We start from the raw sequence: 24,888 nt of genomic DNA on the forward strand, positions 1-24,888 counted from the left end.
TGAGTTCCAGCTCGCCACGTCAGGACATTCCGAATTCGTCATCGATGAGTTTGAAGATCTCGTCGGCGGTGGCCGATTCGATCTCGCTGCCGTCGTCCAGGTCGTCGTCCGCCGCTGTCACGGCGCCGGACACCTGGCCGGTACCGCCGGCGGACCACTTCGCCACCAGCCCCTGGAGCCGCGCCATGACCTGGGCTTGCGTCTCGCTGTCGGATGCGAGCGCCGACAGGGTGGATTCCAGCCGGTCGAGTTCTCCGAAGACGGGCTCGGTCGCGGGCCCGTCGGCGGGAATGACCTCCTCGCGCAGGAACCGTGCGAGCGACGCCGGCGTCGGGTAGTCGAACACCAGGGTCGCCGGCAGCCGCGTTCCGGTGATCGCGTTGAGCCGGTTGCGCAGCTCGACGGCCGACAGGGAGTCGAAGCCCAGGTCCTTGAAGGCGTGTCCGGGTTCGATCGCCTGCCCCGACGCGTAGCCGAGGACGACGGCCACCTGGTCGCACACCAGGTCCACCAGGACGCGCTCGCGCTCCGTCTCGGACTTCCCGGCCAGGTGCTGCTTGAGCGCGGCGGCCGGATCGGCCGTGGTGCTCGTGGCCGCCGACTCCGCGGTCCGGCGCGCGGGTGCGCGCACCAGTCCGCGCAGGAGCGCGGGTACCGGCTCGCCCACCGAGGACATGTCCATCGTCATGGGCACCAGGACGGCACCGTCGAGATCGCGGGTCGCGTCGAACAGCGCGAGCCCGGCCTCGGGGGTGAGGGCGACCATGCCGGTCCTGGTCATCCGGGTGACGTCGGCGTCGGCCAGTTCGGTGGTCATACCGCCGTCCTGCGTCCACGGCCCCCATACGAGGGAGGCCGCCGCGAGGCCCGCGGCCCTGCGGTGCTGGGCGAGGGCGTCCATGAAGGCGTTGCCCGCCGCGTAGTTGGCCTGGCCCGCGCCGCCGAAGGTTCCGGAGACGGAGGAGAACAGGATGAACGCGGAGAGGTCGAGGTCGCGGGTCAGCTCGTGCAGGTGCAGCGCCGCGTCCACCTTCGGACGCAGCACCCTGTCCACCCGCTCCGGCGTCAACGACTCCACCACACCGTCGTCCAGCACACCCGCCGCATGCACCACTGCCGACAACGGATACTCGGACCCGATCCCCGCCAGCAGACCCTCCACCGCGCCACGGTCAGCGACATCACACGCCACCGCCCGCACCTCGGCACCCAGCCCCGCCAGCTCCGCCACCAACTCCACCGCACCCGGCGCCTCCACGCCACGACGACTCGTCAGCACCAGAGAACGCACACCGTGCTCCACGACAAGGTGACGGGCCAGCAACGCCCCCAGACCACCCGTACCACCCGTGATCAGCACCGTGCCACGGCCGTCCAGCGTCCTCGGCATCGTCAACGCCACCTTGCCGGTGTGGCGTGCCTGGCTGAGGAAGCGGAAGGCGTCGGGTGCCCTGCGGACATCCCAGGTGCGCACCGGCAGCGGTCGCAGTACCCCTTCCTCGAACAGCGAGATCAGGTCGTTCCACATCTCGTTGATGCGGTCGGGTCCCGCCTCGATCAGGTCGAACGCCTGGTAGGAGACACCGGTGTACTCGGCGGCCACCTCTTCCGGAATCCGGATGTCGGTCTTGCCCATCTCCAGGAACCGGCCGCCGCTCGGCAGCAGCCGCAGGCCCGCGTCCACGAACTCCCGCGCCAGCGAGTCGAGCACCACGTCCATGCCACGCCCGCCGGTCGCTTCGAGGAAGCGCTTCTCGAAGTCCAGCGTCCGGGACGACGCGATGTGCGCGTCGTCCAGACCCAGCGACCGCAGGGTGTCCCACTTGCCCTCGCTCGCGGTACCGAAGACCTCGGCCCCGAGGTGCCGTGCCAGCTGGAGCGTGGCCATGCCCACACCACCTGCGGCGGAGTGCACCAGCACCGACTGACCCGCCTTCAGACCGGCCAGGTCCACCATGGCGTAGTAGGCCGTCAGGAACACGATCGGGGTGGAGGCCGCCTGCTCGAACGTCCAGCTCTCCGGGACCCGGGCGACAACGCGCCGGTCGGTGATGGCGAACGGGCCGAACGACCCGCTGAAGATGCCCATCACCTTGTCACCGGGGACGAGGTCCTTCACCGCGGAGCCGACCTCGGTCACCACTCCGGCACCCTCACCACCGAGCGGCCCGGCCTCCCCGGGGTACATCCCCAGGGCGTTGAGCACATCGCGGAAGTTCAGGCCCGCGGCGCGCAGCGCCACCCTGATCTCGGTCGCGCCGAGTTCCTCCGTGGCGTCGGGGCTGGGCAGCAGCGCCAGGTTCTCCAGGGTCCCCTTGGCGTGCATGTCCAGCCGCCAGTCCCGCACCCCGGCGGGCGGCAGCAGCGCGGTGCCCGAGGAGACCCGGGCCATGCGCTGGCCGAGCACCGTGCCCTCGCGGACCACGGCCTGCGGCTCGTCGGTGGCGAGCACCGCGGGCAGTACCGCCTTGGACGCCTCGTCCTCGTCGAGGTCCACCAGGACGAAGCAGTTCGGATTCTCCGACTGCGCGGACCGCACCATGCCCCACAGCGGGGCGTGGATCAGGTCCGGGGTCTCGTCGCGGTCCTCGGGTGCCATGGCGCCCGAGGTCACGAAGACCAGCCGGGAGGAATCGAACCGGCGGTCGCCGAGCCAGCCCTGGATCATGCCGAGCGTGTGGTGCGTCACCGCGTGGATGGCGTCCACGGGCTCCAGGCCCCGCTTGGCCTTGCCTCTGCCCTTTGCCCTGCTCTTGGCCCTGCTCTTGGGCCTGCCCTGCGCCGCCTCGTCGTCGAGGCCCGGTGCGTAGGAGACCAGCACGGCCTCCGGGGCGGCGGCGCCGTCGTCGATCGCGGCACCCAGGGCGTCGAGATCGGCGTAGGCGGTCACCTGGGCTCCGGCGATCGCACCGGCGGCCAGTCCGTAGTGGTCGGTGCCCACTACGGCCCAGGTGGCCGTGGCCGCGTCCGCCGGGGAGATGGCCGGCACGGGGGTCCAGTCCAGCGTGAACAGCGAGTCGCGGAACGCCGATGTCCTGGCCGTGTCGATGTGGTCCACGGATACCGGGCGCAGCACGAGGGACTCGATCGATGCCACGGGGCGGCCGGTTCCGTCGGCCACCGCGAGGGAGATGGAGTCCGGCCCCAGCTGGGTGAGGCGCACCCGCAGCGTGGACGCGCCACCGGCGTGGAGCGACACCCCGCTCCAGGAGAACGGGAGCCGGGAGAGCCCGACGTCCTCCAGGGCGACGAAGGTCACCGCCTGCACGGCGGCGTCCAGCAGCGCCGGGTGGAGGCCGAAGTCGGCCGCCAGTGACGCGTGCTCCTCGCCGAGGCTGACCTCGACGTAGACGTCGTCGCCGGCGCGCCAGGCGGCCCGCAGGCCCTGGAACACCGGGCCGTAGGCGAAGCCGGAGGCGGCGAAGCGCTCGTAGAAGTCGCTGATGTCCAGCGCTTCCGCGTCCGCCGGGGGCCATACGCCCAGGTCGAACGACGGCTCGGGGCCGGCCGGGGCCAGCGCACCGGCCGCGTGCTGCGTCCACGGCTCGCCCGAGGACGCGTCGGCCGGGCGGGAGTAGAGGCCGATCGAGCGGTGGCCCGTCTCGTCCGCGTCATCCACCCACAGCTGCACCTGGACCTGTTCGTTCTCGGGCAGGACCATCGGGGTGGCCAGGGTGACCTCCTCGACCCGGCCGCAGCCGACTTGGTCGGCTGCGCGGATGGCCAGTTCGAGGAATCCGGTCCCCGGGAACAGGGCCGCGCCCGCGATCGCGTGGTCGGCCAGCCAGGGCTGGCTCTGCACCGACAGCCTGCTGGTGAACAGGAATCCGTCGCTGCCCGCGAGTTCGACCCCGGCACCCAGCAGCGGATGGTTGGGGGAGCTGAGTCCGACGGAGGCGACGTCCCCGGTCATGGGGCCGCCGGCCTTCGGCCAGTAGCGCTGCCGCTGGAACGCGTAGGTGGGCAGCTCCACCCGCCGGACGTCGTGTCCGGCGAACGCCGTCGACCAGTTCACGGTGGTGCCGCGGACATGGAGTTCGGCCAGCGCCGTGGTCAGCGACTGGGTCTCGGGGCGGTTCTTGCGCAGTGCGGGGACGAGGGTGCGCGCGCCTCCGGCCTCGTCGGCCGTCAGGCAGTCCTGCGCCATCGCGGTGAGCACACCGTCGGGACCCACCTCCAGGAACGAGGTCACCCCGAGCTTCTCCAGGGCCCGTACCCCGTCGGCGAACCGCACGGCCTCGCGGACGTGGCGCACCCAGTACTCCGGCGAGCACACCTGCTCCGCGCCCGCCGACGCACCCGTGAGGTTGGAGACCAGGGAGATCGACGGTGCCTGGAAGGTCAGCCCTTCGACGACCTTGCGGAAGTCGTCCAGCATCGCGTCCATACGGGGCGAGTGGAACGCGTGGCTGACCCGCAGGCGACGGGTCTTGCGGCCCTGTTCGGCCCAGTCCTCGGCGATCTCCAGCACCGCGGCCTCGTCACCCGCGATCACCACGGCCGTCGGGCCGTTGACCGCCGCGACGCTCACCTCGGCCTCACGGCCGATCAGCGACGGAGCGATCTCCTCCTCCGACGCCTGGACGGCCACCATCGCGCCACCCTCCGGCAGCGCCTGCATCAGCCGGCCACGCGCCGCGATCAGCGTGCACGCGTCCTGAAGCGAGAGCACCCCGGCCACATGGGCCGCGGCGACCTCTCCCACCGAGTGGCCGATGAGCACGTCCGGGGTGACACCCCAGTGCTCCAGCAGCCGGAACAACGCCACTTCGATGGCGAACAGCGCGGGCTGCGTGAACGCCGTCCGGTCCAGCAACCCTGCATCCGCGCCGCCCTCCGCCGCGAACATCACCTCCCGCAGCGGACGGTCCAGTACGACGTCCAGGTGGGCGCACACCTCGTCCAACGCACGGGCGAACACCGGGAAGGCGTCGTACAACTCCCGCCCCATACCCAGGCGTTGCGCACCCTGGCCCGAGAACAGGAACGCCGTCTTCCCGGCCGTGCCCACCGATCCCTGGACGACCCCGGGGGCTGTGGCGCCCGAGGCGATGGCGTCGAGACCGCTCAGCAGCGCGTCCCGGTCGCCGTTCAGGAGGACGGCGCGGTGGTCGAAGACGGACCGGGAGACCGCGAGCGAGTAGCCCACGTCGCCCAGGTCGAGCTCGGGATGGTCCGCCAGATGGTCGTGCAGGCTGCGCGCCTGGGCGCGCAGCGCCTCGGCACCCTTGCCGGTGACCGTCCAGGGGAGCGTTCGCGAACCGATCGGGAGGCCGTCCGTGACGACCCGCGACACCGCCTCCGGCTCCTCGGGTTCCGGGGCCTGCTCGATGATGGTGTGGGCGTTGGTACCGCTGATGCCGAACGAGGAGATACCCGCCCGCCGCGGTTCGCCGTTCTCCGGCCACGCGGTCGGCGCGGTCAGCAGCCGGACCTCGCCGGCCGTCCAGTCCACGTGTGGTGTGGGCTCGTCCGCGTGGAGCGTCTTCGGCAGCACGCCCGCACGCATGGCCATCACCATCTTGATGATTCCCGCGACACCGGCCGCGGCCTGCGTATGACCGATGTTCGACTTGATCGAGCCCAGCCACAGCGGCTGGCCCTCGGGCCGTCCCTGGCCGTACGTGGCCAGCAGCGCCTGCGCCTCGATCGGGTCACCCAGCCGGGTGCCGGTGCCGTGTGCCTCGACCGCGTGCACCTGGTGGGCGGCGAGGTCGGCGCCGGCCAGCGCCTGCCGGATCACCCGCTGCTGCGACGGCCCGTTGGGCGCCGTCAGGCCATTGCTGGCGCCGTCCTGGTTGACGGCGGAGCCGCGCACGATCGCCATGACCGGGTGGCCGTTGCGCCGTGCGTCCGACAGCCGCTCCAGCAGCAGCACGCCGACACCCTCGCCCCAGCCCGTACCGTCGGCCGATGCCGCGAACGCCTTGCAGCGCCCGTCCGACGACAGCCCCTTCTGGCGGCTGAAGTCCACGAACGAGCCCGGGGTGGACATGATCGTGACACCGCCGGCCAGCGCCATGGAGCACTCCCCCTGGCGCAGCGACTGCACGGCCATGTGCAGTGCCACCAGGGACGAGGAGCATGCCGTGTCCACCGTGACGGCCGGTCCTTCGAGGCCGAAGGTGTAGGAGACACGGCCCGATACGACGCTGCCCGCGTTACCGGTTCCGAGGTAGCCGTCAGGGCCGCCCGGGGCGGTCAGCAGCAGGCCGATGTAGTCCTGGCCGTTGCTTCCCGCGAAGACACCGGTCCGGCTTCCCTTGAGCGACATGGGGTCGATGCCCGCCCGCTCGATCGCCTCCCAGGACGTCTCAAGCAGCAGCCGCTGCTGCGGGTCGATGGTCAGCGCCTCGCGGGGGGCGATCCCGAAGAACGCCGGGTCGAATTCATCGGCGTCGTAGACGAAACCGCCGCCGCTGGCGTAGCTGGTGCCCGTGTTCTCCGGGTCCGGGTCGTACAGGTCGTCCAGGTCCCAGCCACGGTTGGTCGGGTAGGCGCTGATCACGTCGCTGCCCTCGGAGACCAGTCGCCACAGGTCCTCCGGAGTGCGCACCCCGCCGGGGAAGCGGCAGCTCATCGACACGATCGCGATCGGGTCGTCGTCCACGACCGTGCCCGTCACCACCGGCGGCTCATCGGCCGGCGCGGGCGCGGTGCCCAGCACCTCGCCGAGGATGAACCGGGCGAGCGCCGTGGGCGTCGGGTAGTCGAAGGCCATGGTGACCGGAAGGTTCACACCGGCCGCCGCGCCGAGCCCGTTGCGCAGCTCCACGGCGGTCAGCGAGTCGAACCCGATGTCCCTGAAGGCCCGCTCCGGCTCCACCGCGTCGGCGTTCGGGTAACCGATCACCTCGGCGGCGTGGGTCCTGACGAGGTCGAGGACCTCCACCTCGCGTTCGGCGGCCGACAGCCCTTCGAGGCGTACGGCCAGCCCGGAGAGGGCCGCGCCCAGCTCGGCCTCCGCCTCCTCCAGGGCCCGCCGTACCTCCGGCAGCTCGTTGAGCAGCGGACGCGGCCGGGCCGAGGCGAACCCGGGGGCGTAGCGCTCCCAGTCCACATCGGCGACGGTGATGTCCACCTCGTCGTGGTCGAGCGCCTGCTGAAGCGCCTCGACGGCCAGTTCGGGCACCAGCGGCGGCATACCGCGCCGCTTCAGCTGGGCCGCGGTGGCGTCATCGACCAGACCGCCGCCGCCCCAGGCGCCCCACGCCACCGAGGTCGCGGCCAGCCCCTGGGCCCGGCGCTGCTGCGCCAGGGCGTCGAGGAAGGCGTTCGCGGCGGCGTAGCTGCCCTGACCGGCACCACCGACGGTTCCGGCGTAGGAGGAGAAGAGGATGAACGCGGACAGGTCCAGGTCCTGGGTCAGCTCGTGGAGGTTCACCACGGCGTCCACCTTGGGCCGGAAGACCCCCTGCGTCCTGGGGACGGTGAGGGTGTCGACGAGGCCGTCGTCCAGCACACCGGCCGCGTGCACCACCCCGGTCAGCGGGTACTCCGCGGGCAGCCCGTCGAGGAGCTCCCGCAGCGCGTCACGGTCGGCGGCGTCACAGGCGGCGACGGTGACCCGCGCGCCCAGGGCGGTCAGTTCGTCCCTCAACTCGGCCGCGCCGGGGGCGTCCGGGCCACGGCGGCTGGTGAGCACCAGGTGCTCGGCGCCGCCACGGGCCAGCCAGCGGGCGAGACGGCCACCGAGGGCACCCGTACCACCGGTGATCAGAACGCTGCCACGAGGCTGCCAGGCGCGGGCCGGCCGGGCGTCGCCCAAGGGCGCCCGGACCAGCCTCCGCGCGAAGACCCCGGAGGCGCGCACCGCCACCTGGTCCTCGTCGCCGGACCGCCCGATCAGGCCGACCAGACGGTTCAGGGCCCGCTCGTCGAGCGCGTCCGGCGACTCGGGGAGGTCGACGAGACCGCCCCAGCGCTGTGCGTACTCCAGGCCGACCACCCGGCCCAGACCCCACACCAGGGACTGCTTGACGCTGCCGACCCGGTCGGAGCGGCCCACGGACACGGCACCGGTGGTGGCGAGCCACAGCGGCACATCGATGTCGATGTCGGCGAGCGCCTGGACCAGGGCCACCGTGCCGGCGAAGCCGCGCGGAACGCCCGGGTGTCCGGCGAGCGCCTCCTCGTCGAGCGCGAGCAGGGAGAGCACTCCGTCGATCGCGAGCGTCCCGTCCTGCTCGGAGCCGTCCGTGGCGGACGTGCCGGGGGCCGCGGCCCGCAGGAGTCCGGTCAGCGAGGACCGCTCCGGCTCCGTCGCGTCCAGGTCGACCCGCACCATGCGGGCACCGTGGCGCTCCACGTCCCGTGCGATGCGCTCCGCCAGTTCACGGGCGGCGTCGACCGGCGGGACGACGACCATCCAGGTACCGGTGATCGGGGCGCCCTGCTCCTGCCCGGAGCCGGACGACGGCTGGTCGATGAGGGGCTTCCAGTTGATCCGGTAGCGCCAGTTGTCGACCGTGGAGCGGTCACGCCTGCCTCGCCGGTACGACGACAGGGCGGGCAGCACCGCGCTCAGCGGGGCCTCCCCGTCGAGCTCCAGCGTCTGCGCGAGCCCTTCGAGGTCCTCACGCTCGACGGCCTCCCAGAACCGGGCGTCCACCGGGTCGGCCTCGGAGACGGGGCCGTTGCCGAACCCGCCGTCCTCGCCCGGCTGCGGCCAGTACCGCTGCCGCTGGAAGGCGTACGTCGGCAGGTCGACCTGCCGGCCACCGTGTCCGGCGAACACCTTCCGCCAGTCGACGTCGGCGCCGTTGACATGAAGCTCGGCGATCGAGGTCAGGAACCGCTCCGGACCGCCCTCGTCGCGGCGCAGGGTGCCGATGACCACGGCTTGCGCCTCGGCGGCCTCCACCGTCTGCTGAACAGGAAGGGTGAGTACGGGATGCGGGCTCACCTCGATGAACACACCATGCCCGGTATCGATCAGGAGGCGGGTAGTGGCCTCCAGCTCGACCGTCTGGCGCAGGTTCCGGTACCAGTACTCCGCGTCCAGAGCGGCCGTGTCCACCAGCCCACCGAACACCGTCGAGTAGAACGGCACTTCGGAGGTACGGGGCTTCAGGTCCGCCAGGACCTTCAGCAGTTCCTCGCGAATTTCCTCCACATGTGCGGAGTGCGAGGCGTAGTCCACCGGGACCCGGCGGACCCGGATCTCCTCGCCCTCAAGTTCGGTGACCATCTCGTCCAGCGCACCCGCGTCACCGGACACCACGACCGACCCCGGGCTGTTCACCGCGGCAACCGATATCGCACCGTCCCAGGCGGCGATACGCTCCCGCGCCTGATCGACCGGCAGCCCGACCGACACCATGCCGCCACGACCGGCGAGACCGGCAGCGATCGCCTGGGACCGCAGGGTCACCACCTTCGCGGCGTCCTCCAGCGACAGCGCACCCGCCACACACGCCGCGGCAATCTCACCCTGACTGTGACCCATCACCGCATCCGGCTCCACACCCACCGAACGCCACAACCGCGCCAGGGACACCATCACCGCGAACAACACCGGCTGCACCACATCCACCCGGTCAAAACCAGGAGCACCCTCGACACCGCGCAGCACGTCCGTCAACGACCAGTCCACATAAGCCGACAAGGCCGACTCACACTCGCCGATCGCCTCGGCGAACACCGGCGAGGACTCCAGCAGCTCCACCGCCATACCCAGCCACTGCGCCCCCTGACCCGGGAACACAAACACCGAACGGCCAGGTGTTTCGATGGCGTTCGCGCGGACCGCACCCGGCGTCCTCGCGCCCTCGGCCATCGCCTCCAGGCGTTCGAGGAGCTCCTCACGGCTGGCCCCGGTCACGGCGCCCCGGTACTGGAACGCGGACCTGGTCGTCGCCAGGGAGAGCGCCACATCGGCGGCGCTCAGCTCGGGGCGCTCGGCCACGAACTCCCGCAGACGCCCGGCCTGGTCCCGCAGCGCGTCGCTGCTCTTGCCGGACACGGCCCACGCCACCGGACCATCGGCGACCTCGGCCTCAGCGACCGTCTCGGCCTCGGCCTCGGGAGCCTGCTCCAGGATGGTGTGCACATTGGTACCGCTCATACCGAACGCCGACACACCCGCGCGACGCGGATGCCCCGTCTCCGGCCACGGCCTGCCCTCGGCCAGCAGCTCGACATCGCCGGCCGTCCAGTCCACCATCGGCGAAGGCTCGTCGATGTGCAGCGACTTCGGCAGTACGCCGTGGCGCATCGCCATCACCATCTTGATGACGCCACCGACACCGGCGGCGGCCTGCGAATGACCGATGTTGGACTTGATGGCGCCCAGCCACAGCGGCTGGCCCTCGGGGCGCTCCTGGCCGTACGTGGCCAGCAGCGCCTGCGCCTCGATCGGGTCACCCAACGACGTACCCGTACCGTGCGCCTCCACCGCGTCGATCTCGGCGGCCGACAGCCGGGCGTTCGCCAGTGCCTGCCGGATGACCCGCTGCTGCGAGGGGCCGTTGGGAGCCGTAAGACCGTTGCTCGCGCCGTCCTGGTTCACCGCACTGCCCCGCACCACGGCGAGGATGGGATGTCCATTGCGGCGGGCGTCCGAGAGCCGTTCGAGGACGAGCATGCCGACGCCCTCGGCCCAGCTGGCGCCGTCCGCGGCGGCCGAGAACGGCTTACTGCGGCCGTCGGAGGCGAGCGCGCGCTGGCGGCTGAACTCGATCAGCGACATCGGTGTGGACATCACCGTCACACCACCGGCGAGCGCCAGGTCGCACTCGCCCTGGCGCAGCGCCTGCCATGCGAGGTGCAGGGCGACCAGCGACGACGAACACGCCGTGTCCACCGTCACCGCCGGCCCTTCGAGGCCCAGGGTGTAGGAGATACGGCCGGAGAGCACGCTGGGCGAGACGCCGGTGCCGATGTAGCCCTCGACGTTGTCCTGGGATCCGGCGAGGACACCGCCGTAGTCCTGGTAGGTCACGCCCGCGTAGACACCGGTCTGGCTGCCCTTCGCGGAGACCGGGTCGATACCGGCCCGCTCCAGCGCCTCCCACGAGGTCTCAAGCAGCAGCCGGTGCTGCGGGTCCATCGAGAGCGCCTCACGCGGCGAGATCCCGAAGAACGCCGGGTCGAACTGGCTGGCGCCGTGCAGGAAGCCGCCTTCCCGCGTGTAGCACTTGCCCGGCTCGTCCGGGTCCGGGTCGTAGAGGTTCTCCACGTCCCAGCCACGGTCGGTCGGGAAGGGAGAGATGCCGTCCCGGCCTTCGGCGACCAGGTTCCACAGGTCCTCCGGGGTGGTCACCTCTCCGGGATAGCGGCAGCTCATTCCCACGATCACGATCGGATCGTCGTTGCCCGCCACCGCGACCGGCACCGGCCGCACCGTTCCGGTCAGCGCGCCGAGAACCTCGGCACGGGTGAACTTGGCGAGTTCGGCGGGGGTCGGGTAGTCGAACACGGCCGTCGCCGGGAGCCGCAGACCGATGGCCTTGCTCACCCGGTTGCGGAACTCGACGGCGGTCAGCGAGCTGAAGCCGAGGTCCTTGAACGCCTGCGAGCCCTGGACGGCGCCGGCCGAGGCGTGTCCGAGCACCGCCGCGACATGCGTACGGATCACTTCGAGCAGCATCCGGTCCTGCTCGGGCTCGGAGAGCCCGGCCAACCGCTCCCGCAGCGCGGCGAGCGGCCCGGAGTCCGGTCCGCCCCGCTTGGCGGAGCGCCGTGCTTTCCTGCGGCGGCGTGACGGCTTGGCGGAGGCGGTCTCCTCCACAGGGGTTTCGGCGACCGCCTCGGGCGAGGCGGCGGGCTCGGGCAGAGTCTCGGCCGCGTCGACCGCCGGGGTGGTCTCCGGCTGCCCCGGGGCGACCTGGCGCAGGGTCAGCGTGTCGGCGGAGACCACGGTTTCCCCGGCTCCGTCGACCGCGGTCAGGGAGAGGGTCTCCGGACCCGTACGGGCGAGCCTGACGCGCAGCGCGGAGGCACCGGACGCGTACAGCGATATCCCGGTGAGGCTGAACAGCATGCGTCCGCGCCCCACCCCGTCCAGCACGCCGAGGCCGAGCGGCTGCAACGCCGCGTCCAGAAGGGCGGGGTGCAGCCCGAACCGCTGGGCGTCCACGACGGACTCCTCAGCGAGGCTGACCTCGGCGAACACCTCGTCGTCGCGCTGCCACACCGCGCGGAGGCCACGGAACGAGGGGCCGTAGACGAGGCCGTCGCCGGCGAGCAACTCGTACAGGCCGTCCACCTCGACGCGCTCGGCGCCGGGCGGGGGCCATGCGGCGAAGCCCGCCGCCGCCTCGGCGGTCGTGGCGTCGTCCGGCTCCGGGGCGAGCACACCGCTGGCATGGCAGATCCAGTCGTCCGCGTCCTCGTCCGCGTCCTCGCCCACGGGCTCGGCCACTCGTGAGTACACCTCCAGCGAACGGGTGCCGGTCTCGTCCTCCTCGCCGAGGACGAGCTGAATCTGGACGCCGCCCCCTCGGGGGAGAGCCAGCGGCGCCTGGATGACGAGCTCTTCCACATGGCCGAGGCCGACCTCGTCACCGGCGCGAATGGCCAGTTCGACGAGGGCCGTGGTCGCCAGGACCGCCTCGCCGCGCAGGACGTGGTCCGCCAGCCAGGGCTGGGTGTGCAGCGAGAGAGTTCCGGTGAACAACAGGCCGTCGGCGCCCGCGAGGGGGACGGCTCCGCCGAGCAGCGGGTGGTCGGCGGGGTCGAGGCCGAAGGCCGCGGCGTCGCCCGCCGAGGTACCAGCCTCCAGCCAGTAGCGCTGGTGCTGGAACGCGTAGGTGGGAAGGTCCACGCGGCGGGCGCCGCGTCCGGCGAAGAAGGCCCGCCAGTCGACGGTTTCGCCGTGGACGTGGATCTCGGCGAGGGCCGCGACGAGTGCTTGTGTCTCGGGACGGTCCTTGCGCAGCACCGGCACCAACAGGGGGGCCGGTGTGTCCTCGGCCGCGATGTCGTCGGCCGGTTGGGTCAGGCAGTCCTGGGCCATAGCCGACAGCACGCCGTCGGGGCCCACCTCGATGTACGCGGTGACGCCCTGCGCTTCGAGGGCCCGCACCCCGTTGAGGAAGCGGACGGTCTCCCGCACATGCCGCACCCAGTACTCCGGCGAGCACACCTCGTCGGCACCGGTCTGTTCACCCGTGACATTCGAGATGAACGCGACGGACGGGCTGTTGTAGGCAAGCGTCCGCGCGACCGCGCGGAAGTCGTCCAGCATGGCGTCCATACGGGGCGAGTGGAAGGCGTGGCTGACGCGCAGCCGACGGGTCTTGCGGCCCTGCTCCGCCCACTGTCCGGCGATCTCCAGTACGGCGGCCTCGTCACCGGCGATGACCACGGCCGTCGGACCGTTGACCGCCGCGATACTCACCTCGGCCTCACGACCGGCAAGCGATCCGGCGATCTCCTCCTCGGACGCCTGCACCGCCACCATCGCGCCGCCCTCGGGGAGCGCCTGCATCAGCCGGCCACGGGCGGCGACCAGCGTGCACGCGTCCTGAAGCGAGAAGACCCCCGCCACATGCGCGGCAGCGATCTCACCGATGGAGTGGCCGATCAGCACATCCGGGGTGACACCCCAGTGCTCCAGCAGCCGGAACAACGCCACTTCGATGGCGAAGAGCGCGGGCTGCGTGAACGCCGTCCGGTCCAGCAGTTCGGCGTCCGCGCCGCCCTCGGCCGCGAACATCACGTCCTTCAGCGGACGGTCCAGCAGCACATCCAGATGGGCGCACACCTCGTCCAGAGCCTGGGCGAACACCGGGAACGCCTCGTACAACTCCCTCCCCATACCCAGGCGTTGCGCACCCTGACCGGTGAACAGGAACGCGGTCTTGCCGCCGTTGGCCGCCTGCCCCTGGACGATACCGGGGGCGTCGTCGCCCGCGGCGAGGGTCTCCAGGCCACGCAGCAACGTCTCGCGTTCGGTGCCCAACAGCACCGCGCGGTGCTCGAACACCGATCGTGTGGCGACCAGCGATTCGGCGATGTCCAGAACGCCGTGCTCGGCCCCGTCGATCAGGTGGGCCCGCAGCCGCTCGGCCTGGGCGCGCAGGGCTTCCGGGCTCCGGGCGGAGAGCGTCCAGGGGGCCAGGCCGTGGTCGTCGGCGGGGGCCGGGGCGGGCTGCGCCTCGTCCTCGACCGGCGGGGCCTGCTCGATGATGGTGTGGGCGTTGGTGCCGCTCACGCCGAAGGCGGAGACACCGGCCCTGCGCGGCTGCCCGGTCTCGGGCCACTCCACTGTCTCGGCCAGCAGCCGCACCTCACCCGCCGACCAATCCACCTGGCTCGACGGCTCATCCACATGCAGCGTCCGCGGCAGCACACCGTGCCGCATCGCCATCACCATCTTGATGACACCGGCGACACCGGCGGCCGCCTGCGTGTGACCGAGGTTCGACTTGAGCGATCCCAGCCACAGCGGCAGGTTCTCCGGGCGCTCCTGGCCGTACGTGGCCAGCAGCGCCTGCGCCTCGATCGGGTCACCCAGCGTCGTACCCGTACCGTGCGCCTCCACCACCTGGATGTCGGCGGCCGACACCCCGGAGTTGGCGAGGGCCTGCCGGATCACCCGCTGCTGGGACGGCCCGTTGGGCGCCGTAAGGCCGTTGGACGCACCGTCCTGGTTGACGGCGGAGCCGCGCACGATCGCCAGCACCTCGTGGCCGTTGCGCCGGGCGTCGGACAGCCGCTCCACGAGCAGCATGCCGACTCCCTCGGACCAGCCCGTACCGTCCGCGGCGTCCGCGAAGGGCTTGCAGCGGCCGTCGGGGGCCAGGCCACGCTGGCGGCTGAACTCCACGAAGGCGGCCGGGTTGGTCATCACGGTGACACCACCGGCGAGCGCCATGTCGCACTCGCCCTGGCGCAGCGCCTGCGCGGCCTGGTGCAGGGCGACCAGCGACGACGAGCACGCCGTGTCCACCGTCAGCGCGGGCCCCTCAAGACCCAGCGTGTAGGAGATACGACCTGACACGACTGAGGTGGCACTGCCGGTCAGCAACTGCCCTTCGAGCCCCTCGGGGATCTCGTGCAGTCCCGTTCCGTAGCCGGAGGTCGCGGCGCCGACGTAGACGCCGATCTGGTTGCCGCGTACGGACGCCGGGTCGATACCGGCGCGCTCGAACGTCTCCCAGGACGTCTCAAGGAGCAGCCGCTGCTGCGGATCCATGGCAAGGGCCTCACGCGGCGAGATCCCGAAGAAGGCGGCATCGAACTCGCCCGCCCCGTCGAGGAACCCGCCCTCGCGGGCGTAGAACGTGCCCAGGCGCTCCGGGTCGGGGTCGTACATCCCGTCGACATCCCAGCCCCGGTCGGAGGGGAAGTCCGTGATGGCGTCCGTGCCGGCCGCGACGAGGTTCCACAGGTCCTCGGGGCTTCCGACGCCGCCCGGGAAGCGGCAGCTCATCCCGACGATCGCGATCGGGTCGTCATCGACCGGGACCACCACCGCCGAAGGCACAGCCACCGCCCCCCGCGTACCCAGCACCTCGGCACGCAGATGACCGGCCAGCACCACAGAACTCGGGTAGTCGAAGACCAACGTGGCCGGCAACACCAACCCCGTCTCCGCGTTCAACCGGTTACGGAACTCCACCGCCGTAAGCGAGTCGAAACCCAGCTCCTTGAACGCCCGCCCGGGCTCAACCACCTCGGCACCGGCGAAGCCGAGCACCGCGGCGGCGTGAGCGCGTACGAGGTCGAGCAGGGTCCGGTCGATCTCGGCCTCGGTGAGCCCGGTCAGGCGCTCCCGCAGTGCCGATCCGCCCTCGGCGTGGCTCTTCTCGGCGGCACGGGCCTGCTCCAGGGCCGATATGACCTCGGGCAGTTCACCGAGGAGCGGACTGGGCCGCCCGATCGTGAACGCGGGCGCGAACCGCTCCCAGTCCACATCGGCGACCGTCACCACACCGTCATCACCCGCAACCGCTCCCTGCAACGCCGCAAGCGCCAGATCGGGCGCCATCGGGGGCAGACCACGACGGGCCAACTGACCGCCACCGTCGCCGGCCGCCATACCGCTTTCCGCCCACGGCCCCCAGGCCACAGCCGTACCGGCAAGACCCCGACCCCGACGGTCCTCCACCAACGCGTCCAGATAAGCGTTGGCCGCTCCATAGGCAGCCTGACCACCACTGCCCCACACACCCGCGATCGAAGAGAACACCACAAAGGCGTCCAGCTCACGATCGCCCAGCAACGCGTCCAAGTTGACGGCACCGGCCACCTTGCCGGAGATCACAGCGGCAGCGTCGGCCACCGTCGTCTCGGCCAGCGGCCCCGCCGCATTGGCACCCGCCGCATGGACCACCGCCGCAAGCGGATACTCCTCAGGCACGGCATCCAGCACCGCGGCCAACTGGTCCCGGTCAGCCACATCACAGGCCGCCACGGTCACCCGGGCACCCAGGGCCTCAAGTTCCTCACGCAGCTCGGGCGCACCCGGCGCCTCAAGACCACGACGGCTGGTCAACACCAGATGCTCGGCACCGTTGCCCACCAGCCAGCGGGCCACCCGGCCGCCGAGTGCACCCGTACCACCGGTCACCAACACCGTGCCACGCACCCGCCACGGCGTCGCGTCGGCAACAGGCGCCGCCGACCGGGCCAGACGACGTACGAACACACCGGAGCCACGCACCGCGACCTGGTCCTCGCCGCCCTCACCGGCCCCGCCGGACAGCACACCCGTCAGCCGCGCGACCGCACGCTCATCCAGCGCCTCGGGCAGATCAACCAGACCACCCCACAGCCCCGGCAGCTCCAACGCGGCCACCCGGCCCAACGCCCACACCATCGCCTGCGCCGGACGGCTGAGCCGCTCGGAACGGCCCACCGACACGGCACCCCGCGTACCGCACCACAGCGAGGCCTCGATGCCCGTGTCCGCCATGGCCCGCACCAGGGTCAGCGTCAGGGCGAGACCGCTGGGCAGCTCAGGGTGCCCGGAGCAAGGCTCCTCGTCCAGGGCGAGCAGCGACAACACGCCACCCACAGCGGGTGCGTCGGCGACCGCCGCGCGCAGCCGCTTCCCCAGCGCCCCGGCGTCGAGGTCACGCTCGTCCGCCACCAGCGGCACCACATCGGCGCCATGGCGCCGGAGCCCGGCGACGGCCTCCGTCACCAACTCGTCCTCGGCACGCGACGCCGGAACCACCACTAGCCACGTCCCCGACAGCGACCCACCGGCCACGTCCGAGACGGGCTTCCACGCCACGCGGTAGCGCCAGTTGTCGATCGTGGACCGGTCACGCCTGTTGCGGTGGTACGTGGACAGCGCGGGCAGCACCGCGCTCAGCGGCGTCTCGCCGTCGACGTCGAGCGCCTCGGCGAGCGCTTCGAGATCCTCGCGCTCGACCGCTTCCCAGAACCGCGCGTCCACCGAGTCGGCGGCGCCCTGTGCGTCCAAGCCGCTCAGGGAGAGGGACACCTCGGGCCAGTACCGCTCACGCTGGAAGGCGTACGTCGGCAGCTCGACCATCCGCGCACCGCGCCCGGCGAAGACGGACTCCCACTCCACCGAGGCTCCGTGGACGTGGAGTTCGGCCAGCGCCGTCGTCAGCGCCTGGGCCTCGGGGCGGTCCTTGCGCAGCACCGGCACCACGGCCGAGGCCGCTGCCTCGTCCCGCGTCAGGCAGTCCCGCGCCATCGCGGACAGCACACCGTCGGGGCCGACCTCCAGGAACCTGGTGACGCCCTGGGCGCTGAGCGCCCGCATGCCGTCCGCGAACCGCACGGCCTCCCGGACATGGCGCACCCAGTAGTCCGGCGAGCACACCTCTTCGGGGCCCGCCGCCTCGCCTGTCACATTCGAGACCAGGGCGATGGCCGGTGCCTGGAAGGACAGACCGGTGACGACGTCACGGAAGTCGTCCAGCATCGCGGCCATACGCGGCGAGTGGAAGGCGTGGCTGACCCGCAGGCGGCGGGTCTTACGGCCTCGCTCCGACCACTGTGCGGCAATCTCCAGTACGACGGCCTCGTCACCCGCGATGACCACGGCCGTCGGGCCGTTGACCGCCGCGACACTCACCTCGGCCTCACGACCGGCAAGCGATCCGGAGACCTCCTCCTCGGACGCCTCGATGGCGACCATCGCCCCGCCCTCGGGCAGGGCCTGCATCAACCGGCCACGGGCGGCGACCAGCGTGCACGCGTCCTGAAGCGAGAACACCCCCGCCACATGCGCGGCAGCGATCTCACCGATGGAGTGGCCGATCACCACATCCGGGACGACACCCCAGTGCTCCAGCAGCCGGTAGAGCGCCACCTCGACCGCGAAGAGCGCGGGCTGCGTGAACGCCGTCCGGTCCAGCAGCTCGGCGTCCGCGCCGCCCTCCGCCGCGAACATCACATCCTTCAGCGGACGGTCCAGCAGCACATCCAGATGGGCGCACACCTCGTCCAGGGCGCGGGCGAACACCGGGAAGGCGTCGTACAACTCCCGCCCCATACCCAGGCGTTGCGCACCCTGCCCCGAGAACAGGAACGCCGTCCTGCCACCCGTTACGGCCTGCCCCTGGACGACTCCCGAGGCGATGCCGCCCTCCGCGACGGCCCGCAGGCCACGCAGCAGGGTCTCCCGGTCCTCGCCGACCAGCACGGCACGGTGCTCGAACACCGACCTGGCCGCCAGCGTGTGGCCGACGTCCAGCGCCTCGATGTCCTCGCGAGCCGCCACGTCCCCGTACAGCCGCTCGGCCTGCGCCCGCAGCGCCTCCCGGCTCTTCCCGGAGACCAGCCACGGCACCACGTCCGTCGACACCGGTGTCCCGGGCCCGGCCGCCTCCGAGGCCACGGCCTCTTCCAGCTCGGGGGCCTGCTCGATGATGGTGTGGGCGTTGGTCCCGCTGAGCCCGAACGAGGAGATGCCCGCCCGGCGCGGCTGCCCGGTCTCGGGCCACTCGGTGGCCTCCGTCAGCAGCCGCACCTCACCCGCCGACCAATCCACCTGGCTCGACGGCTCATCCACGTGAAGGGTCTGCGGCAGTACGCCGTGCCGCATCGCCATCACCATCTTGATGACCCCGGCCACGCCCGCGGCGGCCTGCGTATGACCGATGTTGGACTTGATGGCGCCCAGCAGCAGCGGGCGGCCCTCCGGGCGTTCCTGGCCGTACGTGGCCAGCAGCGCCTGTGCCTCGATCGGGTCACCCAGCGTCGTACCGGTGCCGTGCGCCTCGACCGCGTCGACCTCGGCGGCGGACAGTCCGGCGCCGGCCAGCGCCTGCCGGATCACCCGCTGCTGCGACGGCCCGTTGGGCGCCGTAAGACCATTGCTGGCGCCGTCCTGGTTGATGGCGCTGCCGCGGACCACCGCCAGCACCGGGTGGCCGTTCCTGCGCGCGTCCGACAGCCGCTCCACCAGCAGCATGCCGACACCCTCGGACCAGCCCGTACCATCCGCGCCCTCCGCGAACGGCTTGCAGCGGCCGTCGGGGGCCAGGCCACGCTGGCGGCTGAACTCCACAAAGGCGCCGGGTGTCGACATGACCGACACACCACCGGCGAGCGCCATGTCGCACTCGCCCTGACGCAGCGCCTGCACCGCGAGATGCAGCGCGACGAGCGACGACGAACACGCCGTGTCCACCGTCACCGCGGGCCCTTCGAGGCCGAAGGTGTAGGAGATACGGCCCGACACCACGCTGGCCGCACTGCCCGTACCCACATGGCCACCGAAGTCCTCGACGGCGTCGAGCATGATCGTGGAGTAGTCCTGGCCGTTGGTGCCGACGAACACACCGGTACGGCTGCCACGCAGCGCGGCCGGTTTGACGCCCCCGTATTCGAACGCCTCCCAGGACGTCTCAAGGAGCAGCCGCTGCTGCGGGTCCATGGCGAGCGCCTCGCGCGGCGAGATCCCGAAGAAGGTGGGGTCGAACTGGGGCGCCCCGTAGAGGAATCCGCCCTCGCGGGCGTAGAACGTGCCCGGGTGCTCGGGGTCCGGGTGGTACATGCCCTCGACGTCCCAGCCCCGGTCGCCGGGGAACCCGGCGATGCCGTCGCCGCCCTCGGCCAGGAGTCGCCACAGGTCCTGCGGGTTCTCCACGCCTCCAGGGAAGCGGCAGCTCATCGCCACGATCGCGATGGGGTCGTCGTCATCCGGCCGCACGCGGTGCGAGACCGCCGAAGTGGCGGCCCCGGCGTGGGCTCCGCCCAGCTCCTGCCGCAGCTGGTCGGCGAGCACCTCGGCGGTCGGGTAGTCGAAGATGAGGGTGGCGGGCAGGCTCAGACCGGTGGCCAGGTCGAGCCGGTTACGCAGCTCGATGGCCGTGAGGGAGTCGAACCCGAGGTCCCGGAAGGCGCGGCCCGGCTCGACGGAGTCCGCCGAGAAGTGGCCGAGTGCCGAGGCCGCGTGGGTGCGGATGAGGTCCAGCAGGAGGAGGCGCTGTTCCTCGTCCGACTGTCCGGCCAGTTGTCCGCGCAGGTCATGGCCCGGTCCCGCCTGGCCGATGGTCCCGGCCGCGGCGGTCAGGAGCTCACGTGCCTCGGGGATGTCGCTGACGAGGGCGCTGGGGCCGGCGCTCAGCATGGAGGCCATGCCGGTCCAGTCGATGTCGGCCACGACCAGCGCGGCCTCGTCATGGCCGGCGGCCCAGCCCAGCGCGTCCAGGGCCAGCGAGGGAGTCATGGGGGGCAGTGGCCCGCCGCGCGTCCGCTCCCCGGCTCGGCCGCTCGCGGCCATTCCGCTCTCGGCCCACGGGCCCCAGGCGACCGCGGTGGCGGCCAGGCCCTGGTCCCGGCGCCGCTGTGCCAGCGCGTCGAGGTAGGCGTTGGCCGCCGCGTAGGCGGCCTGGCCGGCGCCGCCGATGGCACCGGCGAACGAGGAGAACAGCACGAACGCGTCGAGCGGGAGCTCTGCGGTCAGTTCGTGCAGATGGCGCGCGCCCTCGGCCTTCGCGGCCAGGGTCCCGGCGAGTTGGCCGACGGTCAGGCCGTCGAGCACACCGTCGTCCAGGATGCCCGCCGCGTGCACGACGGCGGTCAGCGGATACCGCTCCGGTACGGCGGCGAGCACCTCGGCCAGGGCATCCCGGTCGGCGGCGTCGCAGGCCACCACGGTCACTTCGGCGCCGAGTGCCTCGAGTTCCGCGGTGAGTTCGGAAACGCCGTCGGCCGACGGGCCTCGACGGCTCGTCAGCACCAGGTGTTCCGCGCCCTCGCGCACGGCCCAGCGCGCCACCTGGGCGCCCAGGGCGCCGGTGCCGCCGGTGATCAGCACCGAGCCCCGGGGGCGCCACACGCGCTCCGCCGACCCGTTGCCGACCGTGACGCGGGTCAGGCGCCGGGCGTACGCTCCGGATCCGCGTACCGCCACCTGGTCCTCGCCGTCTCCGGCGGACAGTGCCCAGGCCAGTCGCGCGGCGGCGCGCTCGTCCACGGTCTCGGGCAGATCGACCAGACCGCCCCAGATCCGGGGGTGCTCCAGGGCGGCCACCCGGCCGAGGCCCCAGCTCTCCGCCTGCACGGCGCTGGTGAGCTGGTCGGAACGGCCCACCGACACGGCACCCCGGGTGGCGCACCACAGCCGGGCGCGGATGTCCGCCTCGGCCAGGGCGCGCACCAGCGTCAGGGTCAGCGCGAGGCCGCGCGAGACCACCGGGTGCTCGGTGCAGGGCCGCTCATCCACCCCCAGCAGGGACAGCACACCGCCGAGCCCGGACGGCTCGGTGGCTATGTCACGCAGTCGCCCGGCCAGCGCACCGGGGGTGAGATCGGCCTCGTCCGCCACCAGACGAACGACATCGGCGCCGTGCCGCTGGAGTGCGGCGGACACCGAGTCAGCGAACGTGTCGGCGACACCGGACGCGGGAACGACCATGAGCCAGGTACCCGACAGTGTGGCCGCGGGGGTCTCCGAGACCGGCTTCCACGAGATCCGATAACGCCAGCCGTCGACCGTGGCCCGGTCGCGCTGCTGACGACGGTACGAGGACAGCGCGGGCAGCAACTCGCCCAGCGAGCCGCTCCCGTCGACGTCCAGCGCCTCCGCCAGCGCCTCCAGATCCTCACGCTCCACCGCGTCCCAGAACCGCGCGTCCACCGAGTCCACGGCGGCGGAGGCGCCCGAGGCTCCGCCCGTGCCCTCCAGCCAGTAGCGCTGACGCTGGAAGGGGTACGTCGGCAGGTCCACCGTCCGTGCACCGCGCCCGGCGAAGACCTGCTCCCAGTCGACCGTCACACCATGGACATGGGCCTCGGTCAGCGCGGCCATCAGGGCCTGGGCGTCGGGGCGTCCCTTGCGCAGGACCGGCACCACGGCCGGGGCCGAAGCCGCCTCGCCCGCCAGGCAGTCCCGCGCCATCGCCGAGAGCACACCGTCGGGGCCCACCTCGATGTACGCGGTGACGCCCTGGGCCTGGAGGGAGCGAACGCCGTCGGCGAAACGCACGGCCGCGCGCACATGCCGCACCCAGTACTCGGGGGAGCAGACATCGTCGGCCCCGACCGGCTCTCCGGTGACGTTGGAGACCAGGGCCAGGGTGGGAGTCTGGAAGGTCAGGTCCCGCGCGACCGCACGGAAGTCGTCCAGCATGGCGTCCATACGGGGCGAGTGGAAGGCGTGGCTGACGCGCAGCCGACGGGTCTTGCGGCCCTGCTCCGCCCACTGTCCGGCGATCTCCAGTACGGCGGCCTCGTCACCGGCGATGACCACGGCCGTCGGGCCGTTGACGGCCGCGATACTCACCTCGGCCTCACGACCGGCCAGCGATCCGGCGATCTCCTCCTCCGACGCCTGCACCGCCACCATCGCGCCACCCTCCGGCAGCGCCTGCATCAGCCGGCCACGGGCGGCCACCAGCGTGCACGCGTCCTGAAGCGAGAAGACCCCCGCCACATGCGCGGCGGCGATCTCACCGATGGAGTGGCCGATCAGTACATCCGGGGTGACACCCCAGTGCTCCAGCAGCCGGAACAGCGCCACTTCGATGGCGAAGAGCGCGGGCTGCGTGAACGCCGTCCGGTCCAGCAGTTCGGCGTCGGCACCGCCCTCCGCCGCGAACATCACGTCCTTCAGCGGACGGTCCAGTACGACGTCCAGATGCGCGCACACCTCGTCCAGCGCACGGGCGAACACCGGGAACGCCTCGTACAACTCCCGCCCCATACCCAGGCGTTGCGCACCCTGGCCGGAGAAGAGGAACGCCGTCTTGACGGCCGTCCCGGCCACGCCCTGGAGCGCACCGGGAGCGGCTTCTCCGGATGCGACGGCCTCGAGCCCGGCGAGGAGTTCCGCACGGCTCGCGCCCGACACCACCGCGCGGTGCTCGAACATCGACCGCGTCGCCACCAGCGAGTAGCCGACATCCAGTGCGCTCGACTCGACCCGCTCCAGCAGGAACGCCCTGAGCCGCGCCGCCTGAGCCCGCAGCGCGTCCGCGCCACGAGCCGACAGCACCCACGTGGCCACGCCACTGTAGGCGTCGGAAGCCGGACTCTCCTCGGCCTCGGACCCGTCCTCGTCGACCGGCGGGGCCTGCTCGATGATGGTGTGCGCGTTGGTGCCACTCACACCGAAGGCAGAGACACCGGCCCGGCGCGGCTGCCCGGTCTCGGGCCACTCCGTGGCCTCCGTCAGCAGCCGCACCTCACCCGCCGACCAATCCACCTGGCTCGACGGCTCATCCACATGCAGCGTCCGCGGCAGCACACCGTGCCGCATCGCCATCACCATCTTGATGATTCCGGCGACACCGGCGGCTGCCTGCGTGTGACCGAGGTTCGACTTGAGCGATCCCAGCCACAGCGGCAGGTTCTCCGGACGCTCCTGGCCGTACGTGGCCAGCAGCGCCTGCGCCTCGATCGGGTCACCCAGGGACGTACCGGTCCCGTGGCCCTCCACCACGTCCACATCGGCGGCCGACAGACGGGCACTCGCCAGCGCGTCCCGGATGACCCGCTGCTGGGACGGGCCGTTGGGCGCCGTAAGGCCGTTGGACGCACCGTCCTGGTTGACGGCGGAGCCGCGCACGATCGCCAGGACCGGGTGGCCGTTCTTGCGCGCGTCCGACAGCCGCTCCACCAGCAGCATGCCGACACCCTCGGACCAGCCCGTACCGTCCGCGGCGTCCGCGAACGGCTTGCAGCGGCCGTCGGGGGCCAGGCCACGCTGGCGGCTGAACTCCACAAAGGCACCTGGTGTGGACATCACCGTGGCACCACCGGCAAGGGCAAGGTCACACTCGCCCTGACGCAGCGCCTGGACCGCGAGATGCAGCGCGACGAGCGACGACGAACACGCCGTGTCCACCGTCACCGCGGGCCCTTCGAGACCGAAGGTGTAGGAGATACGGCCCGATACGACCGAAGTCGCCGTACCGGTCAGCAGGTGGCCTTCGATCTCCTCGGGGAAACCGACGATGTCCGCCCCGTAGCCCGAGGTGGCGGCTCCCACGAACACACCGCCACGCCGGCCCTTCACCGACCCCGGAGCGATGCCCGCCCGCTCGAAGACCTCCCACGAGGTCTCCAGCAGCAGCCGCTGCTGCGGATCCATGGCAAGGGCCTCACGCGGCGAGATCCCGAAGAAGCCCGCGTCGAACTCGTCCGCGTCGTGAAGGAAACCACCCTCACGGGAGTAGAACGTCCCCGAACTCTCGGGATCCGGGTCATACATCCCGTCCACGTCCCATCCGCGATTGGACGGGAAATCGGAGATGGCATCACCACCGCCGGCCACCAGCCGCCACAAATCCTCGGGGCTCCCCACACCACCCGGGAAACGGCAGCTCATCGCCACAATCGCGATGGGCTCCTGCTCTCCTGCCTCCAGCTCGCGCAGGCGTTGGCGCGCTTGGTGCAGATCAGCCGTTACCCGCTTGAGGTAGTCCCGAAGCCTATCTTCGTTCACCATGAAACCCTTGCCTGTTACGAGTCAAAGAAGACTGAAGAATGAAAGGAGGCCAGAGAACT

1 protein-coding gene is annotated in these 24,888 nt (G+C 71.8%); it reads right to left on the reverse strand.

Annotated elements, in window-relative coordinates; translation table 11 throughout:
- Window positions 1-19: 19 nt before the first annotated feature.
- Complete coding sequence (locus AC0KTA_RS02365) at window positions 20-24,829, reverse strand: type I polyketide synthase (RefSeq protein ID WP_481053392.1); 24,810 nt, start codon at window positions 24,827-24,829, stop codon at window positions 20-22.
- Window positions 24,830-24,888 lie beyond the last annotated feature (59 nt).

Source organism: Streptomyces sp. Y309 (assembly GCF_056712025.1).

Coding starts and splice junctions, on each gene's coding strand:
- AC0KTA_RS02365 (WP_481053392.1), bottom strand. CDS start 24,829: ATGGTGAACGAAGATAGGCTTCGGGACTACCTCAAGCGGGTAACGGCT.